General features: G+C 71.6%; 18 protein-coding genes and 1 pseudogene. 12 read left to right on the forward strand and 7 right to left on the reverse strand.

Annotated elements, in window-relative coordinates; all coding sequences use genetic code 11:
* The first annotated feature begins 33 nt into the window (after nt 1-33).
* The 3 genes from cobC (at nt 34) to cobA (ending at nt 4339) form a co-directional block, all read left to right on the forward strand.
* Nucleotides 34-1068: an Rv2231c family histidinol phosphate aminotransferase CobC gene (gene cobC / locus ABD333_RS18120; RefSeq protein ID WP_344542324.1), complete on the forward strand. Its 1035-nt coding sequence runs from the start codon at nt 34-36 to the stop codon at nt 1066-1068.
* Between the two features lie 196 nt (nt 1069-1264).
* On the forward strand, nt 1265-2977 hold the full coding sequence (gene cobT / locus ABD333_RS18125) for a nicotinate-nucleotide--dimethylbenzimidazole phosphoribosyltransferase (RefSeq protein ID WP_410557176.1): 1713 nt from the start codon (nt 1265-1267) through the stop codon (nt 2975-2977).
* A gap of 123 nt (nt 2978-3100) precedes the next feature.
* Nucleotides 3101-4339 (forward strand): uroporphyrinogen-III C-methyltransferase, encoded by a 1239-nt coding sequence (cobA, locus tag ABD333_RS18130; protein ID WP_344542326.1) that lies wholly within the window; start codon nt 3101-3103, stop codon nt 4337-4339.
* Between the two features lie 352 nt (nt 4340-4691).
* Here cobA and ABD333_RS18135 read toward each other — a convergent pair whose 3' ends face one another.
* Nucleotides 4692-4988, reverse strand: coding sequence for a hypothetical protein (locus ABD333_RS18135; protein ID WP_344542328.1), 297 nt, complete (start codon nt 4986-4988; stop codon nt 4692-4694).
* Between the two features lie 394 nt (nt 4989-5382).
* On the opposite strand from ABD333_RS18135, the gene ABD333_RS18140 reads away from it, so the two are divergent.
* From ABD333_RS18140 to ABD333_RS18155, 4 genes are all read left to right on the forward strand, one after another.
* Nucleotides 5383-7065 (forward strand): GTPase family protein, encoded by a 1683-nt coding sequence (locus tag ABD333_RS18140; RefSeq protein WP_344542330.1) that lies wholly within the window; start codon nt 5383-5385, stop codon nt 7063-7065.
* Nucleotides 7062-8753 (forward strand): GTPase family protein, encoded by a 1692-nt coding sequence (locus ABD333_RS18145; RefSeq protein WP_344542332.1) that lies wholly within the window; start codon nt 7062-7064, stop codon nt 8751-8753. Before ABD333_RS18140 ends, ABD333_RS18145 begins: the two co-directional genes overlap by 4 nt.
* Nucleotides 8754-8845: 92 nt before the next feature.
* Nucleotides 8846-9361 (forward strand): single-stranded DNA-binding protein, encoded by a 516-nt coding sequence (locus ABD333_RS18150; RefSeq protein WP_344542333.1) that lies wholly within the window; start codon nt 8846-8848, stop codon nt 9359-9361.
* A 677-nt stretch (nt 9362-10038) separates the two neighbouring features.
* Complete coding sequence (locus ABD333_RS18155; RefSeq protein WP_344542335.1) at nt 10039-11328, forward strand: GGDEF domain-containing protein; 1290 nt, start codon at nt 10039-10041, stop codon at nt 11326-11328.
* Here the strand turns inward: ABD333_RS18155 and ABD333_RS47525 are convergent.
* On the reverse strand, nt 11269-11781 hold the full coding sequence (locus ABD333_RS47525) for a hypothetical protein (RefSeq protein ID WP_425546922.1): 513 nt from the start codon (nt 11779-11781) through the stop codon (nt 11269-11271). The genes ABD333_RS18155 and ABD333_RS47525 overlap by 60 nt on opposite strands.
* On the opposite strand from ABD333_RS47525, the gene ABD333_RS18160 reads away from it, so the two are divergent.
* Entirely contained in the window at nt 11693-11878 is a 186-nt protein-coding gene (locus tag ABD333_RS18160; RefSeq protein WP_344542337.1) for a hypothetical protein, read from the forward strand. The genes ABD333_RS47525 and ABD333_RS18160 overlap by 89 nt on opposite strands.
* 51 nt (nt 11879-11929) lie before the next feature.
* Here ABD333_RS18160 and ABD333_RS47530 read toward each other — a convergent pair.
* A pseudogene (locus ABD333_RS47530) lies at nt 11930-12067 on the reverse strand (TetR family transcriptional regulator); the annotation flags it as partial.
* A 71-nt stretch (nt 12068-12138) separates the two neighbouring features.
* On the opposite strand from ABD333_RS47530, the gene ettA reads away from it, so the two are divergent.
* From ettA to ABD333_RS18180, 4 genes are all read left to right on the forward strand, one after another.
* Nucleotides 12139-13803, forward strand: coding sequence for an energy-dependent translational throttle protein EttA (gene ettA, locus ABD333_RS18165; protein ID WP_344542339.1), 1665 nt, complete (start codon nt 12139-12141; stop codon nt 13801-13803).
* A 471-nt stretch (nt 13804-14274) separates the two neighbouring features.
* Entirely contained in the window at nt 14275-14715 is a 441-nt protein-coding gene (locus ABD333_RS18170; protein ID WP_344542341.1) for an acyl-CoA thioesterase, read from the forward strand.
* Nucleotides 14712-15323, forward strand: a complete 612-nt coding sequence (locus ABD333_RS18175) for a GNAT family N-acetyltransferase (RefSeq protein WP_344542343.1) — start codon at nt 14712-14714, stop codon at nt 15321-15323. The genes ABD333_RS18170 and ABD333_RS18175 overlap by 4 nt, the downstream gene beginning before the upstream one ends.
* 87 nt (nt 15324-15410) lie before the next feature.
* Nucleotides 15411-16859, forward strand: a complete 1449-nt coding sequence (locus ABD333_RS18180) for an aminopeptidase (RefSeq protein ID WP_344542345.1) — start codon at nt 15411-15413, stop codon at nt 16857-16859.
* Nucleotides 16860-16919: 60 nt separating this feature from the next.
* Here the strand turns inward: ABD333_RS18180 and ABD333_RS18185 are convergent, their stop codons facing one another.
* Genes ABD333_RS18185 through ABD333_RS18200 form a run of 4 tightly spaced genes read right to left on the reverse strand, consistent with a single transcriptional unit; the run spans nt 16920 to nt 20563 of the window.
* Nucleotides 16920-18146, reverse strand: a complete 1227-nt coding sequence (locus ABD333_RS18185) for an ABC transporter permease (protein WP_344542347.1) — start codon at nt 18144-18146, stop codon at nt 16920-16922.
* 11 nt (nt 18147-18157) lie between these two features.
* Complete coding sequence (locus tag ABD333_RS18190; protein WP_344542349.1) at nt 18158-18871, reverse strand: ABC transporter ATP-binding protein; 714 nt, start codon at nt 18869-18871, stop codon at nt 18158-18160.
* Entirely contained in the window at nt 18868-19971 is a 1104-nt protein-coding gene (locus tag ABD333_RS18195; RefSeq protein WP_344542351.1) for an efflux RND transporter periplasmic adaptor subunit, read from the reverse strand. Before ABD333_RS18195 ends, ABD333_RS18190 begins: the two co-directional genes overlap by 4 nt.
* 34 nt (nt 19972-20005) lie before the next feature.
* Nucleotides 20006-20563 (reverse strand): hypothetical protein, encoded by a 558-nt coding sequence (locus ABD333_RS18200; protein ID WP_344542353.1) that lies wholly within the window; start codon nt 20561-20563, stop codon nt 20006-20008.
* Nucleotides 20564-20595: the final 32 nt, after the last annotated feature.

The following is a 20595-nucleotide window of genomic DNA, read 5'->3' on the forward strand; positions in this document are numbered from 1 at the left end:
CCCCTTCGCGCCGTTCTACGAAGGGGTGGTCCTGTGACCGAACCGCAGCAGATCGACGAGGCGGACCTGCTGCACCACGGGGACGCCGAGGTCGGCGACGGCCTCGCCGACTTCGCCGTGAACGTGCGATCGAACACGCCGCCGGAGTGGCTGGCGGCCCGGCTGCGGGCCTCGATCGCCGACCTGGCCGCCTATCCCGACCCGGGCGCGGCCCGGTGCGCGGTGGCCCGGCGGCACAGCCGGGCGGTCGACGAGGTACTGCTCACCGCCGGCGCCGCCGAGGCGTTCGTGCTGCTGGCCCGCGTATTGCAACCCCGCCGGGCGGTGGTCGTGCACCCGCAGTTCACCGAGCCGGAGGCGGCGCTGCGAGCCGCCGGGCACGAGGTCGAACGGGTCGTCCTCGGCAAGGACTTCACCCTCGACCCCGAGGCCGTGCCCGCGGACGCCGACCTGGTCATGATCGGCAACCCGACCAACCCCACCTCGGTGCTGCACCCCGAGGCCGCCGTCGCCGCCCTGGCCCGCCCCGGCCGCACGGTCGTGGTGGACGAGGCGTTCATGGACTGCGTGCCCGGCGAGCCGGAGAGCCTGGCCGGAGTGCCGGGAACGGGCCTCGTCGTGATCCGCAGCCTGACCAAGACCTGGGGACTGGCGGGCCTGCGGGCCGGATACCTGCTGGCCGAGCCCAACCTGACCGCCCGCCTGGCGGCGGCCCAGCCGCTCTGGGCGGTCTCCACGCCCGCTCTCGTCGCCATCGAGGCCTGCTGCGAGCCGGACGCACTGGCCGAGGCGCAGCAGTGGGCCATCGAACTGGGCAAGGAACGCACCCGCCTGTCGGCCGAGCTGTCGTCCCGCGGCTTGTACGTGGTCCCGGGCGCGCGCGCCTCGTTCCTCTGCCTGCGCGTGCCCGACGCACTGGGCATCCGGGCACTGCTGAGGCAGCGGGGATACGCCGTACGGCGCGGCGACACGTTCCCGGGCCTAGGCCCCGACTGGCTACGCATAGCCGTCCGCGACCGCCCATCCAACGACGCCCTGCTGGAGGTGCTGAGTGAGCTCGGCATCTAACCCAACCCAGCCAAGCCGGACCTCCAAGGCAAGCCACACCTCCGAGATGAACCAGGCGCCCGAGGCAAGCCAGGCATCGGTATCCGAGGCGAGCGGAGCATCCGAGCTGAGCCGAGGATTTGAGGCCGGCGGGGCTCTTGCGGGGCCTCAGGGTGCCGAGGGCTTTGGGGAGGCGGCACGGGCCGCGGTGTATCGGGTGATCGCGGAGCGGCGCGATCTGCGCGACGGCTTTCTGCCCGGTGCGGTGGACGACGCGGTGCTGACGCGAATCCTGGAGGCGGCCCACCGGGCGCCGTCGGTCGGGCTGACTCAGCCGTGGGACTTCCTGATCATCCGTGATCCGGCCCGCCGCGAGCGGATCCGCGGGCTCGCTGATCGACAGCGCGCCGCGTACGCCGCGAGTCTGCCGCGCGCGCGGGCCGGGCGGTTCGACCGCCTCAAGGTCGAGGCGATCCGTGAGGCCCCGGTCAACATCGCCGTCACCTGCGACCCGACGCGCGGCGGCCCGAATCCGCTCGGCCGCCATAGCCAGCCGAAGACGGCGGCGTACTCGGTCGCCTGCGCGGTGCAGAACCTCTGGCTGGCCGCCCGTGCGGAGGGGCTGGGCGTCGGCTGGGTCAGCTTCTTCGACGAGCGAGAGCTGGCCGCCGAGCTGGGCCTGCCAGGCCATATCGAGGTCGTGGCGTACCTGTGCGTAGGCCACGTCACCGAGTTTCCGCCCGCGCCACAGCTGGCGTTGTCGGGCTGGGCGCGCCGCCGCCCGCTGGCATGGGCCGTCCACGACGAGACGTACGGGCGGCGCAGGCTGCCAGGGGAGGCATCCGTGGACCTGATCGAGCAGACGATCACCGCGATCGAGCCGCTGGACGAGGCGGCGATGCGGGACGCCCGCGAGCACCAGGCCAGGCTCACCAAGCCGCCCGGCTCGCTGGGCGTCCTGGAGGAGGTGGCGGTCCGGCTCGCCGGGCTGGCCGGGCAGAGCCCGCCTCCGCTGCCGGAGCCCGCCACCGTCGCGATCTTCGCCGCCGACCACGGCGTGCACGCTCAAGGCGTGACGCCGTGGCCGCAGGAGGTCACCGCCCAGATGGTCGCCAACTTCCTCGCCGGAGGCGCGGTGGTCAACGCCTTCGCGGGCCAGGTGGGCGCCGAGGTCAGCGTCGTGGACATCGGCGTCGCCGCCACGCTCGACGCCGCGCCGGGCCTGCTGCCCCGCAAGGTCGCCCCCGGCACCGCCGACATGACCCAGGGCCCGGCGATGACGCCCGACCAGGTCGTCCAGGCCGTGGAGACCGGCATCGAGGTCGCCCGCGACCTGGTGTCCGCGGGCGCCCGCTGCCTGGTCACCGGTGACATGGGCATCGCCAACACCACGGCGTCCGCCGCCCTGATCTCCGCGTTCACCGGCCTGCCCGCCGAACGGGTCACGGGCCGCGGCACCGGCATCGACGACGCGACCCACACCCACAAGATCGACGTCGTCCGGGCGGCCCTGACCCGCCACGGCCTCACGTCACCCGGCCCGGCGCCCCTGGACGTCCTCGCGGCGGTGGGCGGCCTGGAACACGCCGCGCTGGCCGGATTCATCCTCGGTGGCGCGGCGCTGCGCGTCCCGGTCGTCCTCGACGGGGTGATCGCGGGCGCGGCGGCCCTCGTGGCGGCGGCGATGTGCCCGGACGCGCTCGGCGCCTGCGTGGCCGGGCACCGGTCCGCCGAGCCGGGCCACACCGCGGCCGTCGAGCACCTGGGCCTGCGGCCGCTGGTCGACCTCGAACTGCGGCTGGGCGAGGGGACCGGAGCGCTCCTGGCGCTACCGCTCGTCCAGGGGGCGGTACGCGTCATGCACGAGGTGGCGACCTTCGACTCCGCGGGGGTGAGCGGTAAAACGGAAGTCGACTCCGTAACGAGCTGATCACGGCTTGAGTCACGCTCGGCTATCGACTGGGGGAGAGCACTCTCCATGGGCTCCGCAACCCCGGTACCTTTAGTCCGCAAAGGCACATGTCAGTCACCGCGTCCTGATCGAGAGAATGCATTGCCCCCGTACCTGCTAGGCCTGCGACTCAGCGGGCGGCGCGTCCTCGTCGTCGGCGGGGGCCGGGTCGCCCAGCGGCGCGTGCCCGCCCTGCTCGCGGCCGGCGCCGACGTCGTGCTGGTCGCCCCCGAGGTCACCCCGTCGCTGGAAGGCCTGATCGACGACGGCAGGGTGACGTGGCTCCGGCGGCAGTACGAACGCGGCGACTGCGCCGGAGCGTGGCTCGTCCAGGCCGTGAGCGACGACGGCAAGGTCAACGCCGCGGTCGCGGCCGAGGCCGAGAACGCCCGGATCTGGTGCGTGCGCGCCGACGACGCCGACGCCTCCGCCGCCTGGACCCCCGCGAGCGGGCAGGTCGGCGAGACCACCGTGGGCGTGCTGGCGGGCGGCGACCCGCGGCGCGCGGCGGGCATCCGCGACGCGGTCGTCGACGGCCTGCGCGACGCGACCCTGGAAGCCCGCCACTCCCGGCACAAGCCGGTCGGCGTCGCGCTCGTGGGCGGCGGCCCCGGCGACCCGGCCCTGATCACGGTGCGCGGCCGCCAGCTGCTGGCGCAGGCCGACGTCGTGGTGACCGACCGGCTGGCCCCGCGCGAACTGCTCGACGAACTCCCCGCCGACGTCGAGGTGATCGACGCCGCCAAGATCCCGTACGGCCGCACGGTGACGCAGGAACGCATCAACGACTACCTGGTCGAGCACGCGCGGCAGGGCAGGTTCGTGGTGCGGCTCAAGGGCGGCGACCCGTTCGTCTTCGGGCGCGGCGCCGAAGAGGTGCTGCACTGCGCCAAGCACGGCATCCCCGTGACCGTGGTACCCGGCATCACCAGCGCGGTCGCGGCGCCCGCCGCGGCGGGCATCCCGGTGACCCACCGGGGCGTGGCCCAGGACTTCCACGTCGTCTCCGCCCACATCGCCCCCGACACCCCCGCGTCGACCGTCGACTGGGCCGCCCTCGGCCGGTCCGAAGGCACGTTGGTGCTGCTCATGGCGGTGGAACGGATGAGCCTGATCGCCGACACCCTCATGCGCTATGGTCGGTCGTCTGACACGCCGGTGGCCGTGGTCCAGGACGGCACCCTTCCGGGACAGCGGGCGCTGACGGCCACCTTGGGCACCGTGGCCGACGAGATGTCGGCCGCCGGAGTCCGCCCGCCGGCGATCGTGGTCGTGGGCGACGTGGTCAACGTGGCACGAGAGATCGACATGATTCGAGCGGACATGGGACGGGATCCGTGACACCCCCGGCAGAGCAGAGCGCGGTCCACGACGAGGAGGCGGGTGCCGGTCCGGAGCGTACGCCCGGCGCCGCCTCCGGCGGCGCGGCCGCGCACTCCGACGAGCCGAGCGGCCCGCGGCTCCCCGCGGACCCGGTCGGCGGCGCGCCTCGTTCCGAGGACCCAGGCGAGACGGAACCCGCCCCACCCAAGCCCTCCCGCCGCATGAAGAAACCGGCCCCCACCGACGGGCAGACCACCACCGTGCCCTCCACCCCCAGCGACCAGCCGTCCATCACCGGCTCGTCCAGCAGCGGACCCGCCTCCGACCGCCCGCCCGCCAACGCCTCGTCCGCGGGCGCCTCATCCCCCGATCAGCCGCCCGCCACCGGCACGTCCGCGGCTGATTCGTCCTCCAGCGCCCAGCCATCCGCCAGCGGCTCGGCTGCGGCTAGTTCGTCCTCCAGCGACCAGCCAACCGCCAGGGACTCGTCCGCCAGCGGCTCGGCTGCGGGTGGTTCGTCTTCCAGCGACCAGCCGTCCGTCAGTGGCTCGTCCGGCAGCGGACCCGCCTCCGACCGTTCGTCTGCCAGTGGCTCGTCTGGCGGTGCTTCGCCCTCCAACGACCAGCCATCCGCCAGCAGCTCGGCTGCGGCTAGTTCGTCCTCCAACGACCAGTCGTCTGTGAGTGGCTCATCTGGCGGTGCTTCTTCGTCCGATCAGCCGTCTGCCGGTGGCTCGTCTGGCAGCGGACCCGCCTCCGACCGTCCGTCTGCCAGTGGCTCGTCCGGCGGTCCTTCGTCCTCCGATCAGCTGTCCGGCAGCGGCTCGTCTGCGGGTGGTTCGTCTTCCGGCGACCAGTCGTCCGCCAGCGGCTCGTCTGCGGGTGGTTCGTCTTCCAGCGACCAGGCGTCTGGTAGTGGACGCGCCTCCGACCGGTCGTCTGGCGGTGGGTCGTCTTCCGATCGGCCTTCTGGTGGTGGGCGGGTTGGTGAGGGATTGCCTCGGGGGGCAGTCGATCTCGGCGAGACGGAGGCGCTCTCGGGGCGTCGGCAGGGTGGGGCGGTGCACAAGGGCGAGCTCACCCGGGCGCTGACCGGTCTGCGTGACCAGCTCGGGGCGTTCGAGCTGGTGCTCGACGTGCCCGGGGTCGAGGAGGCGCGCGCGGCGCGGCTGGACATCAAGGCGCAGCTCGACGACTACGTGCTGCCGCGCATCCAGGCGGCGAGCGCGCCGATGCTCGTGGTGCTGGGCGGCTCGACCGGGGCGGGCAAGTCGACCCTGGTCAACACGCTCGTGGGGGCGCGGGTCAGCGCCACCGGCGTGCTGCGGCCGACCACGAGCAGCCCGATCCTGGTGTGCCATCCCGACCACAGCGAATGGTTCCTGGAGGGGCCGCTGCTGCCCGGCATGGGCCGCGTTCCCGGTCCGGCGCCGGACGCCATCGCGGGCGACCAGCTGGTGATCATTCCGAGCGAGGCGATCCCGCCGGGGCTGGCGCTGCTGGACAGCCCGGACTTCGACTCGGTGTTCGAGGACCACTTCGAGTTCGCGACCAAGCTGATGGCGGCGGCCGACCTGTGGTTGTGCGTCACCACGGCGGCCCGGTACGCCGACGCCCAGGTGTGGCAGATGTTGCAGCGGGCCAAGGACCAGGGCGCCACGATCGGGGTCGTGCTCTCGCGGGTGCCGCAGGGCGCGGGCTCGGAGGTCGTCGACCACTTCGCCGAGATGCTCACCGAGCACGGGGTCGGCGACGCGCGCCGGTTCACCATCCCGGAGACCAAGATCGAGGACAGCCGGCTGCCCGAGGAGGCCGCCGAGGAGGTGCGGTCCTGGCTCGTCGGCGTCGCCGAGAACGCCGAGGACCGCGAGATCGTGATCGGCGACACCCTCGCCGGCGTGCTCGACAGCCTGCGCATCCGCGTTCCCGAGCTGGCCAGGCAGGTCGAGATCCAGGTCGAGCAGCGCGGCGAGCTGGCCCAGGAGGTCGAGGCCGCGTACGGCACGGCGCTCGCCGAGCTGGACGAGGCCACGCGCAACGGTTCGCTGCTGCGCGGCGAGGTGCTGGCCCGCTGGCAGGACTTCGCCGGCACGGGCGACCTGCTGCGCGCTCTCCACGTTCAGCGCGGACGGCCGGGACGGCGCGCCAGCCGGCGGCGCCGCAGCCCCGCCCGGGTGCGCGCGCTCAAGAGCGCCCTGCGCAGCGGGCTCGAATCGTTGATCATCGCGTCCGCCGAGCACGGCGCCGAGCAGGTGCTCGTGCGGTGGCGGGCGCATCCGGCGGGCGGCCAGGTCCTCGCCCGGTCGGCCACAGGACTCGGGCACGTGTCGCCCGAGCTGTCGCGCCGCGTCACCCGCGCCGTCAGCTCCTGGCAGGACCACGTGCAGGAACTGATCCGCACCGAGGGCGTCACCAAGCGCTCGGTCGCCAAGCTGGTCTCCTTCGACGAGGAGGCGCTGTCGCTGGTCCTGATGATCGGGCTGCTCGGCTACGGCACCTCCGACGTCGCCGTCGAGGGCGGCACCAGCGCCGTGCCGCAGCGGCTGCTCAAGGCGCTGTTCGGCGCGGAGTCGCTGCGCGGCATGGGCGCCAAGGCCCGTGCCGACCTGCGATCCCGCATCGGCATGCTGTTCGACGAGGAGGCCCTGCGGTACGGGCAGGTCCTCGACGCCGCCGGCATTCCCGACGAGACGACACCCGTCCAGCTTTACCAGGCCACGTACAACCTCGAGGTCGCCCGATGACAACCTCGGCCATTCCCGCGAAGTCCCCGGTGGGGACCGGGGGCATCCCGGTGCCCGTGACCGGCGCGCTCGACGGCGCGCCCGGGCTCACCGACCGGCTCGACCGCCTCGACCGGCTGGTCGAGCTCGGCACCGGCCGGCTCGACGCGCCGATCCTGGCGGACGCCGCCGTGCTCCTCGACCGCGCCGGTCAGCGCCTGCGCCTGTCGGGCGAGCACACCGTCGTGACGCTCGCCGGCGGTACGGGGAGCGGCAAGTCGTCGCTGTTCAACGCCATCTGCGGGCTGGAACTGTCGCCGACCGGCGTCCGGCGGCCGATGACCTCCAAGGCGCACGCCTGTGTCTGGGGTCTCGACGGCGCCGGTCCGCTCCTCGACTGGCTCGACGTCGACAAGCGCCACCGCTACGCCCGCGCCAGCGCCCTCGACCTGGAACGCGCCGACAGCTCGCTGCAGGGGCTCGTCCTGATCGACCTGCCCGACCACGACTCCATCCAGGCGCTGCACCGCGCCGAAGTGGACCGCTTCGTCACGATCGCCGACCTTCTCGTGTGGGTGGTCGACCCGCAGAAGTACGCCGATGCGGCGCTGCACCGCAACTACATCGTGCCGTTCGCCCGCCATGCCGGGGTCACCCTGATCGTTCTCAACCAGGTCGACAAGCTGCAGCCCGCCGAGGTCGACGACTGCGTGACCGACCTGCGCCGACTGCTGGAGGCCGAGGGCCTGGCCGACCCGCGCATCGTCACCACGTCGGCGGTCAGCGAGGAGGGCGTCGCGGGCTTCCGGGACGTGCTGGTCGACACCGTCGCCGCCCGCCGGGCCCGGTCCGAACGGCTGATCGCCGACGTCGACAAGGTCTCGGAACGTTTCACCGAGTTCCGCGGCGCCGCCGAGCCGCCCAAGGGCGTCGACGAGGCCCGCCGTACCGAGCTCGTCCAGGCTCTGACCGACGCCGCCGGCGCGCCTGCCGTCGCCGAGGCGATGGAGAGCGCCTACGAGCTGCGCGCCTCCGACTTCGTGGGCTGGCCGGTCAGCGCCCTGATCACCCGCCTGCGTTCGGACCCGCTGCGCCGCATGCGCCTGACCGAGCTCCGCGACGAGCTGCGCGGCGCGTTCACCGGTCCCATCGGCGCCCAGCAGGGTGACGTCGACACCGCCCTCCAGGGCGTCACCGACGGGGTGGCCGCCGAACTGCCCGCCCCGTGGGCCCGCTCGGTCCGCGCCGCGGCACGTTCGCAGGCGGCCGAGCTCCCCGAGGCTCTCGGCGACGCGCTCAAGGACGCGCTGCCCTCGTTCAACCAGGTGCCGCGCTGGTGGTGGCTGGTCAAGACCTGGCAGTACTTCCTGGTCCTGGTCTCCATCCTGGGCGTCGCCTGGATCGGCCTGCTGATCGCGTACGGCCTCTTCGAGGTCGGAGACGCGCCCACGGGCCTGGTCGGCGAGGCGGGGCTGATCCCGTACGTCGCGATCCTCGTCGTCTGCACGCTGGGCATGGGGGCGTTGACGGCGTCGGCCTGCCGCAACATGGTCGCCCTCCAGTCGGCCAAGCACGGCGAACGCATGGAACAGCACATGCGGGAACGGATCGCGGTCGTGGCCGAGGAGAAGGTCCTGGGGCCCGTGAGCGCCGAGCTCGACACCTACGCCCAGTTCCGCGACAACGTGGAGGCCGTCCGCGGCGGCTGAGTTATCCACAGGTCCGTGAAGTCCTTTTCACGGAGGGTGAGCATGCGTCACCGTGATGGTGCACGGCGCACGACCACCCGAGTGGAGGACATGTGAACGAGGCGCAGATCACCGTCGTCGGCTGGATCGCCGCGGAGCCCTTCTACACGATCACAGGCAACGGCACCCCGTTCCTGTCCTTACGGGTCGGCTGCACCCCGCGCCGCTTCGACCGGCAGTCCGGGCTCTGGAAGGACGTCGACACGCTCTTCCTGACCGTCAACTGCTGGCGCCAGCTCGCCGACAACGTCAACGCGTCCGAATTCAAACGCGGGCACCCCGTCGTCGTCACCGGCAAGCTGCGCATCCGGCAGTACGAGAAGGACGGGCACTACCGGTTCTCCGCCGAGATCGAGGCTGTGACGCTGGGTCACGACCTCTCTCGCGGCACGGCCGACTTCCGCCCCGTCCAGCGCACCGGCAGCCTCAGTGAGGAGGACCGCCAGGTCGCCCAGGACGCCGCCGACCAATGGGCGGTCTCCGGCCCCCTCGCCCCGCCCGGCCCGGCGGCCACGGGAGATGACGACGCCGAGGACGACAAGGACGTCCCTCAGACCGAGGCGGCCTGATCTCGCCGTGACGGGAGGTGTCCGTTCGTGGCGGCAACGTGAGCGGATACCTCCCCGCGGGAGCGCAAGGAGGCGTACTCTCTGTGACTGTGCATCTGCTCTGTGTAATCGCAATCGCGCAAGCGCCGACGGAGACCGCCCTCCGCATGCCAAGAGTCTCGCCCCCAAAAGGGACGCACGACGGCACGCCCACGACAGACGAGGCCATTGCGATGCCCAAGGGCCTTCGCGCCAAGACCAGCGCGACCTACAAGAGCCCGCACGCAGAGAAGGCGCCCATCCCCCAACTCCACCGCGCTACGGCCAGGGTGTTGTTGCCCGAACGAGGGGCGCACGTTGATCAGGGGGCGCATGGACCGTCGGTCCGGGAGTGATGGGCAGGGACCAGCCCCCCGAAAGCTGATCCAGGACCCATCGGTTGCGGGGGCGTCGTCGGCAGGCGGCCGACCTGCCATCGGCGCCCCCGACCGTAGGGGTTGCGGGCCGCCTTATATCCAGGAAACGCCGCGCATGGTTTCTTCCCCCTCCGGATGGTGCTGAGGACAGCGAGTCCACTGGCCCCGCCGTAGAGACCGCAGCGGTCACCTACTTGTGCGTTATCGAAGGTACCGTTTTCCGGCCCGTTCCGCACACGTTGCAACTATCGTGTTACACAACGTGAGTCGTAAGGGGGAAGGATGACGGCAGTGCAGTCGTCCGCCGAGGACCGAGGTGGGGACCTGGCCCGCAAGCCCCGGCGCCGGGGCGTTCCCGGCCGCCCGTCCCTGCTGGCCGTCTACGTGCCGACGGTCGTCGCCCTGCACCTGGTGCTGACGCTCGCGGGGCTGGTGCGCACGCCGTTCCAGCTCAATGATCTACTGACATTTGCCGCACTGCTGGCCTGCGGAGCGGCCTGTATCGAAGCGTCCCGCCGCCTCGGCATGCCCGCCGGTGTGGCACGCGACCTCCTGTCGGCCTGGTGGCTGCCGGTCGCCCTCCTGCTTCCGCCGGTCTACGCCCTTCTCATCCCGATCCCGATCCAGATCCTGCTGCAGTTCCGGGTCCGCCGGACGCTGCTCTACCGCCGGGTCCTGGTCACCGCCGCCCTCGGACTGGCCGGCGCGTGCGCCTCGGTCGTCTTCCACCTGGCTGTGCCGCACCCGCTGGACGGCGACCCGACCTGGGTGGTCGACGGCTATCCCGGCATTCCGGTCGCCGTGGCGTGCGCGGCCCTGTTCACGGTGCTCAACACCGCCATCGTGGCCGTCGCCGCCCATGCCGCCAATCCCGAGAGCCGCTGGCGGGACGTTCTCTGGAATCGCGAGAGCCTCCTGTTGGACGTCGTCGAGCTCTGCGTCGGCGTTCTCGTGGCCATCACCAGCGCGCTGTCCCCGTTCCTCCTCCTGCTGACGCTGCCGCCGGTCGTCCTGCTCCAGCGGAGCCTGATGCACCAGCAGCTCCAGGCCGCCGCCCGCACCGACGCCAAGACCGGCCTGCTCAACGCCGCGGCCTGGCAGCGCGAGGCCGACACCGAGCTGGCGCGGGCCCAACGTTCCCACGACCCCCTGGCGCTACTCCTCATCGACATCGACCACTTCAAACGGGTGAACGACACCCATGGCCACCTGGTCGGCGACCAGGTCCTCATCGGGGTGGCCAGCACGCTGTGCAGCCAGCTCCGCGACTACGACGTGGTCGGGCGCTTCGGCGGAGAGGAGTTCGTCGTCCTGCTCCCGGGGGCCGACACCGTCGAGGCCTGCCGGGTGGCCGAACGCCTCCGCGGCCGTGTCCGCCGCCTCGCGGTCCCCGCCGAGGAGGGCACCGTGGGCGTCACCATCTCCGTGGGCGTCTCCCTCTTCCGCATGCACGGCGAAGACCTGATCGAACTCCTGGCCTCCGCCGACCTCGCCCTCTACCGCGCCAAGGAGTCAGGCCGCGACCGCGTCTGCCTCCCCGCAGTAGAAGGCCCCAAGCCCACCGACAACTGACCCCACCCCCGCCCCCACCCCCGCCGCCCCACCAACCGCAACACCGACCACCGACCACCGACCACCGAGCGCCGACCACCGGCCACTAACCACCGAGCGCCGACCACCGGCCACTAACCACCGAGCGCCGACCACCAAGCGCCGAGCGCCGACCACCAACCACCGAGCGCCGACCACCGGCCACCGGCCACCACCGACCACCAACCACCGAGCGCCGACCACCGGCCACCAACCACCACCGACCACCAACCACCGAGCGCCGACGGCCGACCGTTGAGTGTGGTGTCTATCGCTGAGTGGGGGTTGGGCTGGTGCTGGGGCGATCGCCAGCCCCTCGCGCATCTGGTCCTTGCAGTGAGACTGGATGTCTCGCATGGTGGTCCAGCCGAGCGCTCCCGGCGCCTCGACCAGGGAGATCGTGCGTACGACGGGTTCCGGGGAGGCCGTCAGCAGCGCCCGGCAGCCGGCCCGCATGCCGTCCCACGGGTCCTCCTGCGCCCGGAAGGCCCGCCGGACGGCGGTGGCCAGCGCCTCCTGGTCGGCCGCGTAGACCTCGCGGAAGATCTCTTCCTTGTTGCTGAAGTGGTGAGAGAAGGCGCCCCGCGACACCGGCCCGGTCGCAGATCGCGCCCAGCGAGGTGCCCGCGAATCCGTTCTGGACGAAGAGCTCGCGCGCCGCCGCCACGAGCGTTCCCGTGGTCGCCCTGGTACGTTCCTGCTGGCTCCGGCGAGTGGCCATTCCCAGCCTTCCTGGTCCGCGTCCGCCGACGCTGCAACGAATGGTGCTCCGGGTCCCCTAGGCTGGAGGATATGGCGGAGTACATCTTCACGTTCCAGCGCGTGCGCAAGGCGCACGGTGACAAGGTCGTCCTTGACGACGTCACCATGAGCTTCCTGCCCGGGGCCAAGATCGGTGTCCTGGGCCCGAACGGCATGGGCAAGTCGACGCTGCTGCGGATGATGGCCGGTCTGGAACAGCCCTCCAACGGTGAAGCCCGCCTCATGCCCGGCTACACCGTGGGCATCCTGCAGCAGGAACCTCCGTTGAACGAGGACAAGACCGTCCTCGGCAACGTCGAGGAGGGCGTGGCCGAGACCAAGGGCATGCTCGACCGGTTCAACGAGATCGCCGAGAAGATGGCGACGGACTACTCCGACGAGCTCATGGAGGAGATGGGCAAGCTGCAGGAGCAGCTCGACCATCGCAACGCCTGGGATCTCGAAAGCCAGCTTGAGCAGGCGATGGACGCCCTGCGGTGCCCCGCGGGCGACCTGTCCGTCACCAATCTGTCCGGTGGCGAGCGGCGGCGGGTGGCGCTGTGCAAGCTGCTGCTGCAGCACCCCGACCTGCTGCTCCTGGACGAGCCCACCAACCACCTGGACGCCGAGAGCGTGCAGTGGCTGGAGCAGTACCTGGAGAAGTACGAGGGCACCGTGCTGGCCGTGACCCACGACCGGTACTTCCTCGACAACGTGGCCGGCTGGATCTGCGAGGTCGACCGCGGCCGGTTGTTCCCGTACGAGGGCAACTACTCGACCTACCTGGAGAAGAAGGCCGAGCGCCTCAAGGTCGAGGGCAACAAGGACGCCAAGCGCAAGAAGCGCCTGCAGGACGAGTTGGAGTGGGTCCGGTCCAACCCCAAGGCCCGGCAGACCAAGAGCAAGGCCCGTCTGCAGCGGTACGAGGAGATGGCGTCCGAGGCGGCCAAGACCCGCAAGCTCGACTTCGAGGAGATCCAGATCCCGCCGGGCCCGCGCCTGGGCAACCTGGTGATCGAGTCGGATGACCTGGTCAAGGGCTTCGGCGACCGGCTCCTGATGGAGAAGCTCTCGTTCAACCTGCCCCCCAACGGCATCGTCGGTGTGATCGGCCCGAACGGCGTCGGCAAGACCACGCTGTTCCGGATGATCATCGGCGACGAGAAGCCCGACGCCGGCCGGCTGCGGGTCGGTGACACGGTCCAGATCTCCTACGTCGACCAGGGCCGTGGCGGCATCGACCCCAAGAAGAACGTCTGGGAGGTCGTCTCCGACGGGCTCGACCACATCAAGGTCGGCCAGGTCGAGATGCCGTCCCGCGCCTACGTGGCGGCGTTCGGCTTCAAGGGCCCCGACCAGCAGAAGGCGGCGGGCGTGCTGTCGGGTGGTGAGCGCAACCGCCTCAACCTGGCGCTGACCCTCAAGCAGGGCGGCAACGTCCTGCTGCTGGACGAGCCGACCAACGACCTCGACACCGAGACCCTGTCCAGCCTGGAGAACGCGCTGCTGGAGTTCCCCGGCTGCGCCGTGATCACCTCCCACGACCGGTGGTTCCTGGACCGCATCGCCACGCACATCCTGGCGTGGGAAGAGGGCTCCAGCTGGTTCTGGTACGAGGGCAACTTCGCCGACTACGAGAAGAACAAGATCGAACGCCTGGGCGCCGACGCCGCCCGCCCGCACCGCGTCACGCATCGCAAGCTCACCCGCGACTGACCGTCGTATCCGCGCCGCCCGCCGCGACCGATCGCGCCGGGCGGCGCTCGCACGTCCGCGCTGCCCAAGCTGCCCGCCGCCCGCCACTCGCCACTCGCAGTCCGCGGTCTGCGGTCCGTGATGCGCCGTCCGCGTCCGTGATGCGCCGTCCGCGTCCGTGATGCGCCGTCCGCGTCCGTGATGCGCCGTCCGCGTCCGTGATGCGCCGTCCGCGTCCGCCGTCCGTCATCCGCGTCCGCGTCCGCGTCCGCCGTCCGCGTCCGCCGCCCCGCCGTCCGCATCCGGCGTCCGCCGCCCGTCCGGCGCCCGCGATCCGTCGCCCGGCGTTGGGTGCTTGGCGTTCGGGGCTTTTTGCGGCGGGTGCGACAAGGGGCGCGAACGGGGCAATTGCGGCGGGCGGATAGCATCGGCTTGATCCGCGTCCGACGGACGGAGGACTCCGGCGTTCGCAAGCGACCCCCAGGCGAGGACATGCAGCGAAAGAACCTGCCCCCGGCGGACTTCCGTCATGTGTACGAGTTCCATCTCCGGTTCGGGGACATCGACTCGCAGGGACACGTCAACAACGTCAAGTTCCTCGGCTACCTGGAGGACGCGCGGCTGGAGATGTTCCACGGCGACCCCGTGCGCAAGGGAGAGCAGCCCGTTCGCGGCATGGTGATCGCCCGGCACGAGATCGACTACAAGCTGCCCCTCCTGCCGACCGTGAATCCGATCCGGGTCGAGACATGGGTCACCGAGGCGCGCGCCGCCTCGTTCAAGCTCGCCTACGAGGTGCGGGACGACGAGAACGTGTACGCGACCGCCACCTCGACGCTCGTCGCGTTCGACGTGGAGGGCAACCGGCTGCGCCGCTGGACCCCGCAGGAACGGGAGTTCATCGGGCGTTATCTGGCTCCGGCGGACCGATGATCCTCGCCGGGCCGTGCACGCCGGAGATCTCGGCCGGAACGGTCCGGCTGCGGCCCGTCCGGGTGGATGACGCGGCGGAGCTCACCGGGCTCTACCTGGCCAACCGGGAGTACCTGCGGCCGTGGGAGCCGGCTCGCGACGCCTCGTACTTCACCGTGGAGGGCCAGCGGGCGAACCTGCGCGAGCTCGTCCAGGCGCACGCCTCGGGGGAGATGTGGCCGGGAGTGATCCTCGTGAACGGGGAGATCGCCGGGCGGATCTCGCTCAACAACATCCTGCGCGGGCCGCTGCAGAGCTGCTTCGTCGGCTACTGGGTGGCGCGGGACCGCACCGGCCGCGGGGTGGCGACCGAGGCCGTCCGGCAGGCGCTCGACCTGGCCTTCGGCGAGCTGGGCCTGCACCGGGTGGAGGCGTTCGCCCGGCTGGACAACGAGCGGTCGCAGCGTGTGCTGGCGCGCAACGGCTTCACGGCCGTGGGCGTCGCGCGGCGGCATCTGCACGTGGACGGCCGCTGGCATGACCAGCGGATCTTCGAGCGGCTGGCCCCGTGGGACGACGGGCGCGCCCTGCATCCGCCGGCGGGCGACCGGGCTGTCACGGATGGATAACAAGCGGTCTGGAACTTCGCTTATGTCCTATCTAGCCCTCTAATGTCTCCCCCGCGAATTGTGGAGATCCCACACGAAGGGCGGACGATGGACAACGTCTCCAGAGGATCGATGGCCCTGCTGCTCGCCGCCGTACTGGCCGCGGGCACCGGTGCCACCGCCACCGCGCAGGCCGCGGCGGCCGGGGCGGCCCCGGCCACGCGGGCCGCCGCTCAGCCGCAGAACGACGACCTCACGGCGCGGCTCAAGGCGATCAAGGGCATGACGGTGGAGGAGAAGCCCTCCACAATGCCCGGCTACCGCTGGTTCTGGCTCAGGTACCGGCAGCCGGTCGACCACCGGCGCCCCAAGGGCCGGTGGTTCGAACAGCGGATCATGCTCCAGCACAAGGCGCTCGACCGGCCGATGGTGCGCTACACCAGCGGTTACAACACCCCCGAGGTGATGTTCAAGTCCGAGCCGACGGCGCTGGTGGACGGCAACCAGATCTCGATCGAGTACCGCTACTTCACCCCGTCGCGCCCTCAGCCGGCGGACTGGACGAAGGACACGATCTGGCAGGCCGCCACGGACGAGCACCGGATCATCCAGGCGCTCAGGAAGATCTACAAGAAGCGCTGGATCTCCACCGGGGCCAGCAAGGGCGGCATGTCGGTCGTCTACCACAAGCGCTTCTACCCGCGTGACGTCGACGGCAGCGTGGTCTACGTGGCGCCGAACGACCACAACAACAAGGACGACCGCGCGTACGACCGGTTCTTCGCGACGGTCGGCACCGACCCGCAGTGCCGGACCCACGTGAAGCGCCTGGCGCGGGAGATCCTCAAGCGGCGTCCAGCCATGTTGCAGCGCTTCAAGGCCGATGCCGCCAAGAACGGCTGGACGTTCACGATCCTGCGCACCCCGGACCGCGCGTTCGAGAACTCGGTCATGGACTACGAGTGGGGCTTCTGGCAGTACGCCCTGCAGTCCGACTGCGCGTCCCTGCCCGCCCTCAACGCCTCGGACGACGTGCTCTACAAGAGCCTCGACTCGATCGCGGGCATCTCGTTCTACACCGACCAGGGCCTGCAGCCGTACATCCCGTACTACTACCAGGCGGGCACCCAGCTGGGCTGGCCCACGCCGCAGTTCAGGCACCTGCGTCCGCTGCTGCGGTACGAGAACAGCTACCAGCCGCGTACGTACGTGCCGCGCGGCATCCGGATGCGCTTTGACGGCGGCAAGGCGATGCGCGACATCGACAGCTGGGTGCGTACGCGCGGCAGCAAGCTGATGTTCCTGTACGGGGCGAACGACCCGTGGGGCTCTGAGCGCTTCAGGCTCGGCAAGGGCACCCGCGACTCGGCCGTCTACACGGCCCCGGGCATGAACCACAGCGGCAGGCTCATCGACAAGCTGCCCGCCGCGCAGCGCGCCAAGGCGATCGCCGACCTGCTGCGCTGGGCGAACGTGTCGTCGCGGGCGCAGACGATGACCACCACGCCCTCCGACGCCGTCGACCCCCTGATCCTGCAGGGACGTCCCCCGCTGTAACCCCCGAACGAGTCCCGCGCCGCCTTGGCCTGCGGCGCGGGACTCGTCATTTATCGCCGGTCATGCTGTCTGGAGGGCGATCGTGGGGGACAGGCGCGCCGCCCGGACGGCCGGGTAGAGGCCTGCGATGGTGCCGATGACGAGGGTCGCTCCCAGCCCTCCGGCTATCGACCAGGCTGGCACCACAGGCGGGAGGCCCGTGGACGTGGCGTACCCGAAGGTGACCAGCGTGCCCAGCACCGCTCCGGCGGCGCCGCCCAACCCGGACAGCAGGAGCGACTCGGTCACGAACTGAAGCCGTACGTGCCCGCGGGTGGCGCCGAGAGAACGGCGCAGCCCGATCTCGTGCCGCCGTTCCAGCACCGAGATGATCATCGTGTTGGCGACGCCCACACCGCCGACCAGTAGCGCGACGGCGCCGAGGCCGAGGAGCAGGTCGGTGAACGCGCCCGCCGCGGCGGCCTTGGCCTGGAGCGCCGCCGACGGGTCGGTGACCCTGACGTCCTGCGGGTTCTCCACGTTGATCGTGCGCGGGAGGAGCTCGCGCACCCGGGACACCGCGGCGTCGGCGGAACGTTCGTAGACCGAGGTCGGATGGCCGTCGAAGCCGAGATACCGCCGCGCCGCGGTCCACCCGACCAGCGCCGACCGTTCGATCTCCGGCGTGAGCGGCAGCGGGCCGAGGATGCCGATCACGGTGAAGTAGCGGTCGCCGACGAGGACCTGCCGCCCGGTCTCGGTGACGCCGAGCCGCTCCGCCGCCACCGAGCCGAGGATGACGGACGGGAAGCGGCCGGTGCCCGCGTTCAGCCAGGTGCCGCGGTGGACCGTGCCGCGCAGCGTCGCGAGCAGGTCCTCGGTGGCGGCCTGGGCCGTGATCCCGCCGGTCTCGTCCTTGGAGATCTTGTCGGACCGCCGGACGGTGTGCGGCAGCGAGCCCGTGGCCGCGGACCGCTCGACGCCGTCGATCCGCTGCACCATCTTCTCGGCGCCCTCCGGAAGCTTGGTCTTGTCACCCGTGAACATCGAGTCACCCGGGCTGGCCACCAGCAGGTTGGTGCCGAGGCCGTCGAGCTGCCGCAGCACGTCGGCCTTGCTGGACGCCGAGATCCCCACGACGGAGATCATCGTCGCGATGCCGATCGCGATGCCGAGCGCCGACAACACGGCGCGGACGGGCCGCGTCCGCAGCCCCACCGAACCGGTTCGCAGCACGTCAGCGACCGCGAGGCGCGCCGGGACCAGCCTCTTCCCGCCCCGGCCGCCGCCCGTTCGGCCGATCTTCATTCGGCTGAGCCTCATACGGCGCCGGCCTTCATCGGTGTCCGCGAGTCGGCCACGACGACGCCGTCACGGAGGCGTATCCGCCGGGGCAGCGCCGCGGCGATCTCGTTGTCGTGCGTGATCACGGCGATCGTGGCCCCCGCGGCGTTCAGATCACGCAGCAGCGCCAGCACGGCCGCGCCGGAGGCGGTGTCCAGCGCGCCGGTCGGCTCGTCGGCCAGCAGCAGGGCGGGCTCGCCGATGATCGCGCGGGCGATCGCGACCCGCTGCTTCTGGCCGCCCGACAGCTCGTGCGGCCGGTGCGACGTCCGGTCGGCGAGCCCGACACGGTCGAGCACGGCGGCCGCCCTGCGCCGCCGCGCCCGCAGCGGCTGTCCCCCGTAGAGAAGCCCGTCCGCGACGTTGTCCAGCGCGGAGACCCCGGCGGCCAGGTGGAACGACTGGAACACGAATCCCAGATGCTGGGCTCGCAGGGCGGACAACTCGCGGTCGGACAGGCCCGCCACCTCGTGCCCGGCGATCCGGACCATGCCCGCCGAGGGCCGGTCCAGGCTGCCGATGATGTGGAGCAACGTGGACTTGCCTGATCCGGACGGCCCGACGATCGCCACGAGCTCGCCGCGCCGGATGGTCAGATCGACCCCGGCCAGGGCGACGACGCCGCCCGGATACTCCTTCCGGACGCCGGCGAGCTCGACGACCGGCGGAGCCTCCTGTTCCATGGTCATGGCTTGGGCACCTCGACCTTCATGCCCTCGCCGAGGCCCTCCCCGGTCACCTCGACGCGGCCGTCGCCGAAGACGCCGAGCTCGACGTTGACCGTACGAGGCGTGCCCGGAGCGGCCACGCGGACGCCATAGCCGCCGCCCGGCAGCGCCAGCAGGGCCTGAACGGGCACCGAGAGCACGTCCTCGCTCGTCTGGGTCGTGATGTTCACCGTGACCGGGGCCTGGTCGAGGCCGCCCGCCTTGCCCGGGTCATCGAGCTCGACGACGACGTTGACCTTGGCCTCGCCCTCGTCCCCGCCGTTCCCGCCGTCTCCGCCGTTCCCGCCGTTCCCGCCGTCCTTGGCGGCCGTGGTGCCGATGGTGCGGACGGCGCCCTTCACGGTGCGGCCGCCGGGCAGCTCGACGGTGACCTTCGTGCCCTTCCGCAGCATCCCGGCCTGATCGACGTCGAGCTTGAGGAGGACGACCCGTTCGGCGCCGGAGGACGTCACCACCGGGCCGCCGGGCGCGACGCGGTCGCCCGCCGACGCGTCACGGCCCTTGACCCGGACCGGTCCGGGCGCGAAGACGATCGCGTCCGGGCCCACCGTGCCGGTGGCCTTCCCGCCGTGGGCCTTCTGCCAGCGCTTGACCGCGTCGGCGGTGGCCGCGGTGTACTTCTGGTCCACGTTGAGACCGCCGCCGTAGCCGAGGGCACTGAGGTTCTTCTCCAGCTGCAGTACGTCCGGTCCCTCATCGCCGGTCTTGAGCCTGCGGTACATCGGGCGTGTGCCGTACATCAGCCGCACAGGCCGCCCGTCCAGTTCGTAGAGCCTGCCGCCCATCCGGACGACGGAGCCGGGACTTCTGACCCACGTGACGGTCCCCGCGGCGCCCGCCTTCAGCTTGTGCTCGCTTCCGTAGCCGAGCGTTCCCTGCACGGAGGTGCTGTCGCTCAGGTCGCCGCGTTCCACCGGAGCGGTGGTCATGGCGGTGTCCGGACCCTGCCGCTCGCCCTTGCCACCGGCCGCCGTCGCGTTGACGGCCACCCCGGCCGCTCCGACGCCGGCGACCACGGCGAACACGGCCGCCGTGGTGCCGATGACCACCCTTCGCTTCATGATCTGGTTCTCCTCGCGTCCGCGTGGTGGATGATCATCCGAACGCGGCGCCGCAGGCCTTGTTGGCCTTCTCGAACTTCTCCTTGGCGATTCCGCCGCCGGGAATCCCCACGGCCTCCGACGAGGCCGAGCCACTACCGAACTTCGGGTCGGGCATGTCGATGCCGTGCTCGCGCATGCACCTGGCGAACTTGAGCATCTTGTCCTTCTCCTCCTGCGAGATCGGCTTCGGCTCCGGAATCCCCGCGACGTTCCGGCAGGTCTTCATGGCCTTCTCGATCTTCTGGGGACTCGCGCCCTGACCGTCGATGGAGAGCGCCTGGGATTCCTGGCCCGGCTTGGGGTCGGGCATGTTCACTCCCTGCCCGCGCATGCACCTGGCGAGCTTGAGTTGCTGGTCCATCGAGGGCGCCCCGCCGCTCCCGCCCCTGCCGGTGCTCGCGGCGCCGGAGCCGGAACCGGAACCGTTCCCGGACGCGCCGGCCTTGCCGTCGCCGCCCGAGTCCCCGCCGCAGGCGGCGCCGAGGAAGGCGAGGGCGGCCAGGCCGGAGGCGGCGGTGAGCGCCCGCAACCGATGGCGACTAGTGATCATGGGACGTCCTCCAGGTCGGGGCCGGGCCGCCC

The organism is Actinomadura fulvescens (assembly GCF_039533225.1).
Classification (GTDB): Bacteria; Actinomycetota; Actinomycetes; order Streptosporangiales; family Streptosporangiaceae; genus Spirillospora; species Spirillospora fulvescens.

What these genes read in the sequence shown, in the direction of transcription:
- ABD333_RS18155 (WP_344542335.1), top strand. Translation starts at nt 10,039, where the DNA reads ATGACGGCAGTGCAGTCGTCCGCCGAGGACCGAGGTGGGGACCTGGCC.
- ABD333_RS18185 (WP_344542347.1), bottom strand. Translation starts at nt 18,146, where the DNA reads ATGAAGATCGGCCGAACGGGCGGCGGCCGGGGCGGGAAGAGGCTGGTC.
- ABD333_RS18190 (WP_344542349.1), bottom strand. Translation starts at nt 18,871, where the DNA reads ATGACCATGGAACAGGAGGCTCCGCCGGTCGTCGAGCTCGCCGGCGTC.
- ABD333_RS18145 (WP_344542332.1), top strand. Translation starts at nt 7,062, where the DNA reads ATGACAACCTCGGCCATTCCCGCGAAGTCCCCGGTGGGGACCGGGGGC.
- ABD333_RS18170 (WP_344542341.1), top strand. Translation starts at nt 14,275, where the DNA reads ATGCAGCGAAAGAACCTGCCCCCGGCGGACTTCCGTCATGTGTACGAG.
- ABD333_RS18200 (WP_344542353.1), bottom strand. Translation starts at nt 20,563, where the DNA reads ATGATCACTAGTCGCCATCGGTTGCGGGCGCTCACCGCCGCCTCCGGC.
- ettA (WP_344542339.1), top strand. Translation starts at nt 12,139, where the DNA reads ATGGCGGAGTACATCTTCACGTTCCAGCGCGTGCGCAAGGCGCACGGT.
- ABD333_RS18180 (WP_344542345.1), top strand. Translation starts at nt 15,411, where the DNA reads ATGGACAACGTCTCCAGAGGATCGATGGCCCTGCTGCTCGCCGCCGTA.
- ABD333_RS18160 (WP_344542337.1), top strand. Translation starts at nt 11,693, where the DNA reads ATGTCTCGCATGGTGGTCCAGCCGAGCGCTCCCGGCGCCTCGACCAGG.
- ABD333_RS18175 (WP_344542343.1), top strand. Translation starts at nt 14,712, where the DNA reads ATGATCCTCGCCGGGCCGTGCACGCCGGAGATCTCGGCCGGAACGGTC.
- ABD333_RS18195 (WP_344542351.1), bottom strand. Translation starts at nt 19,971, where the DNA reads ATGAAGCGAAGGGTGGTCATCGGCACCACGGCGGCCGTGTTCGCCGTG.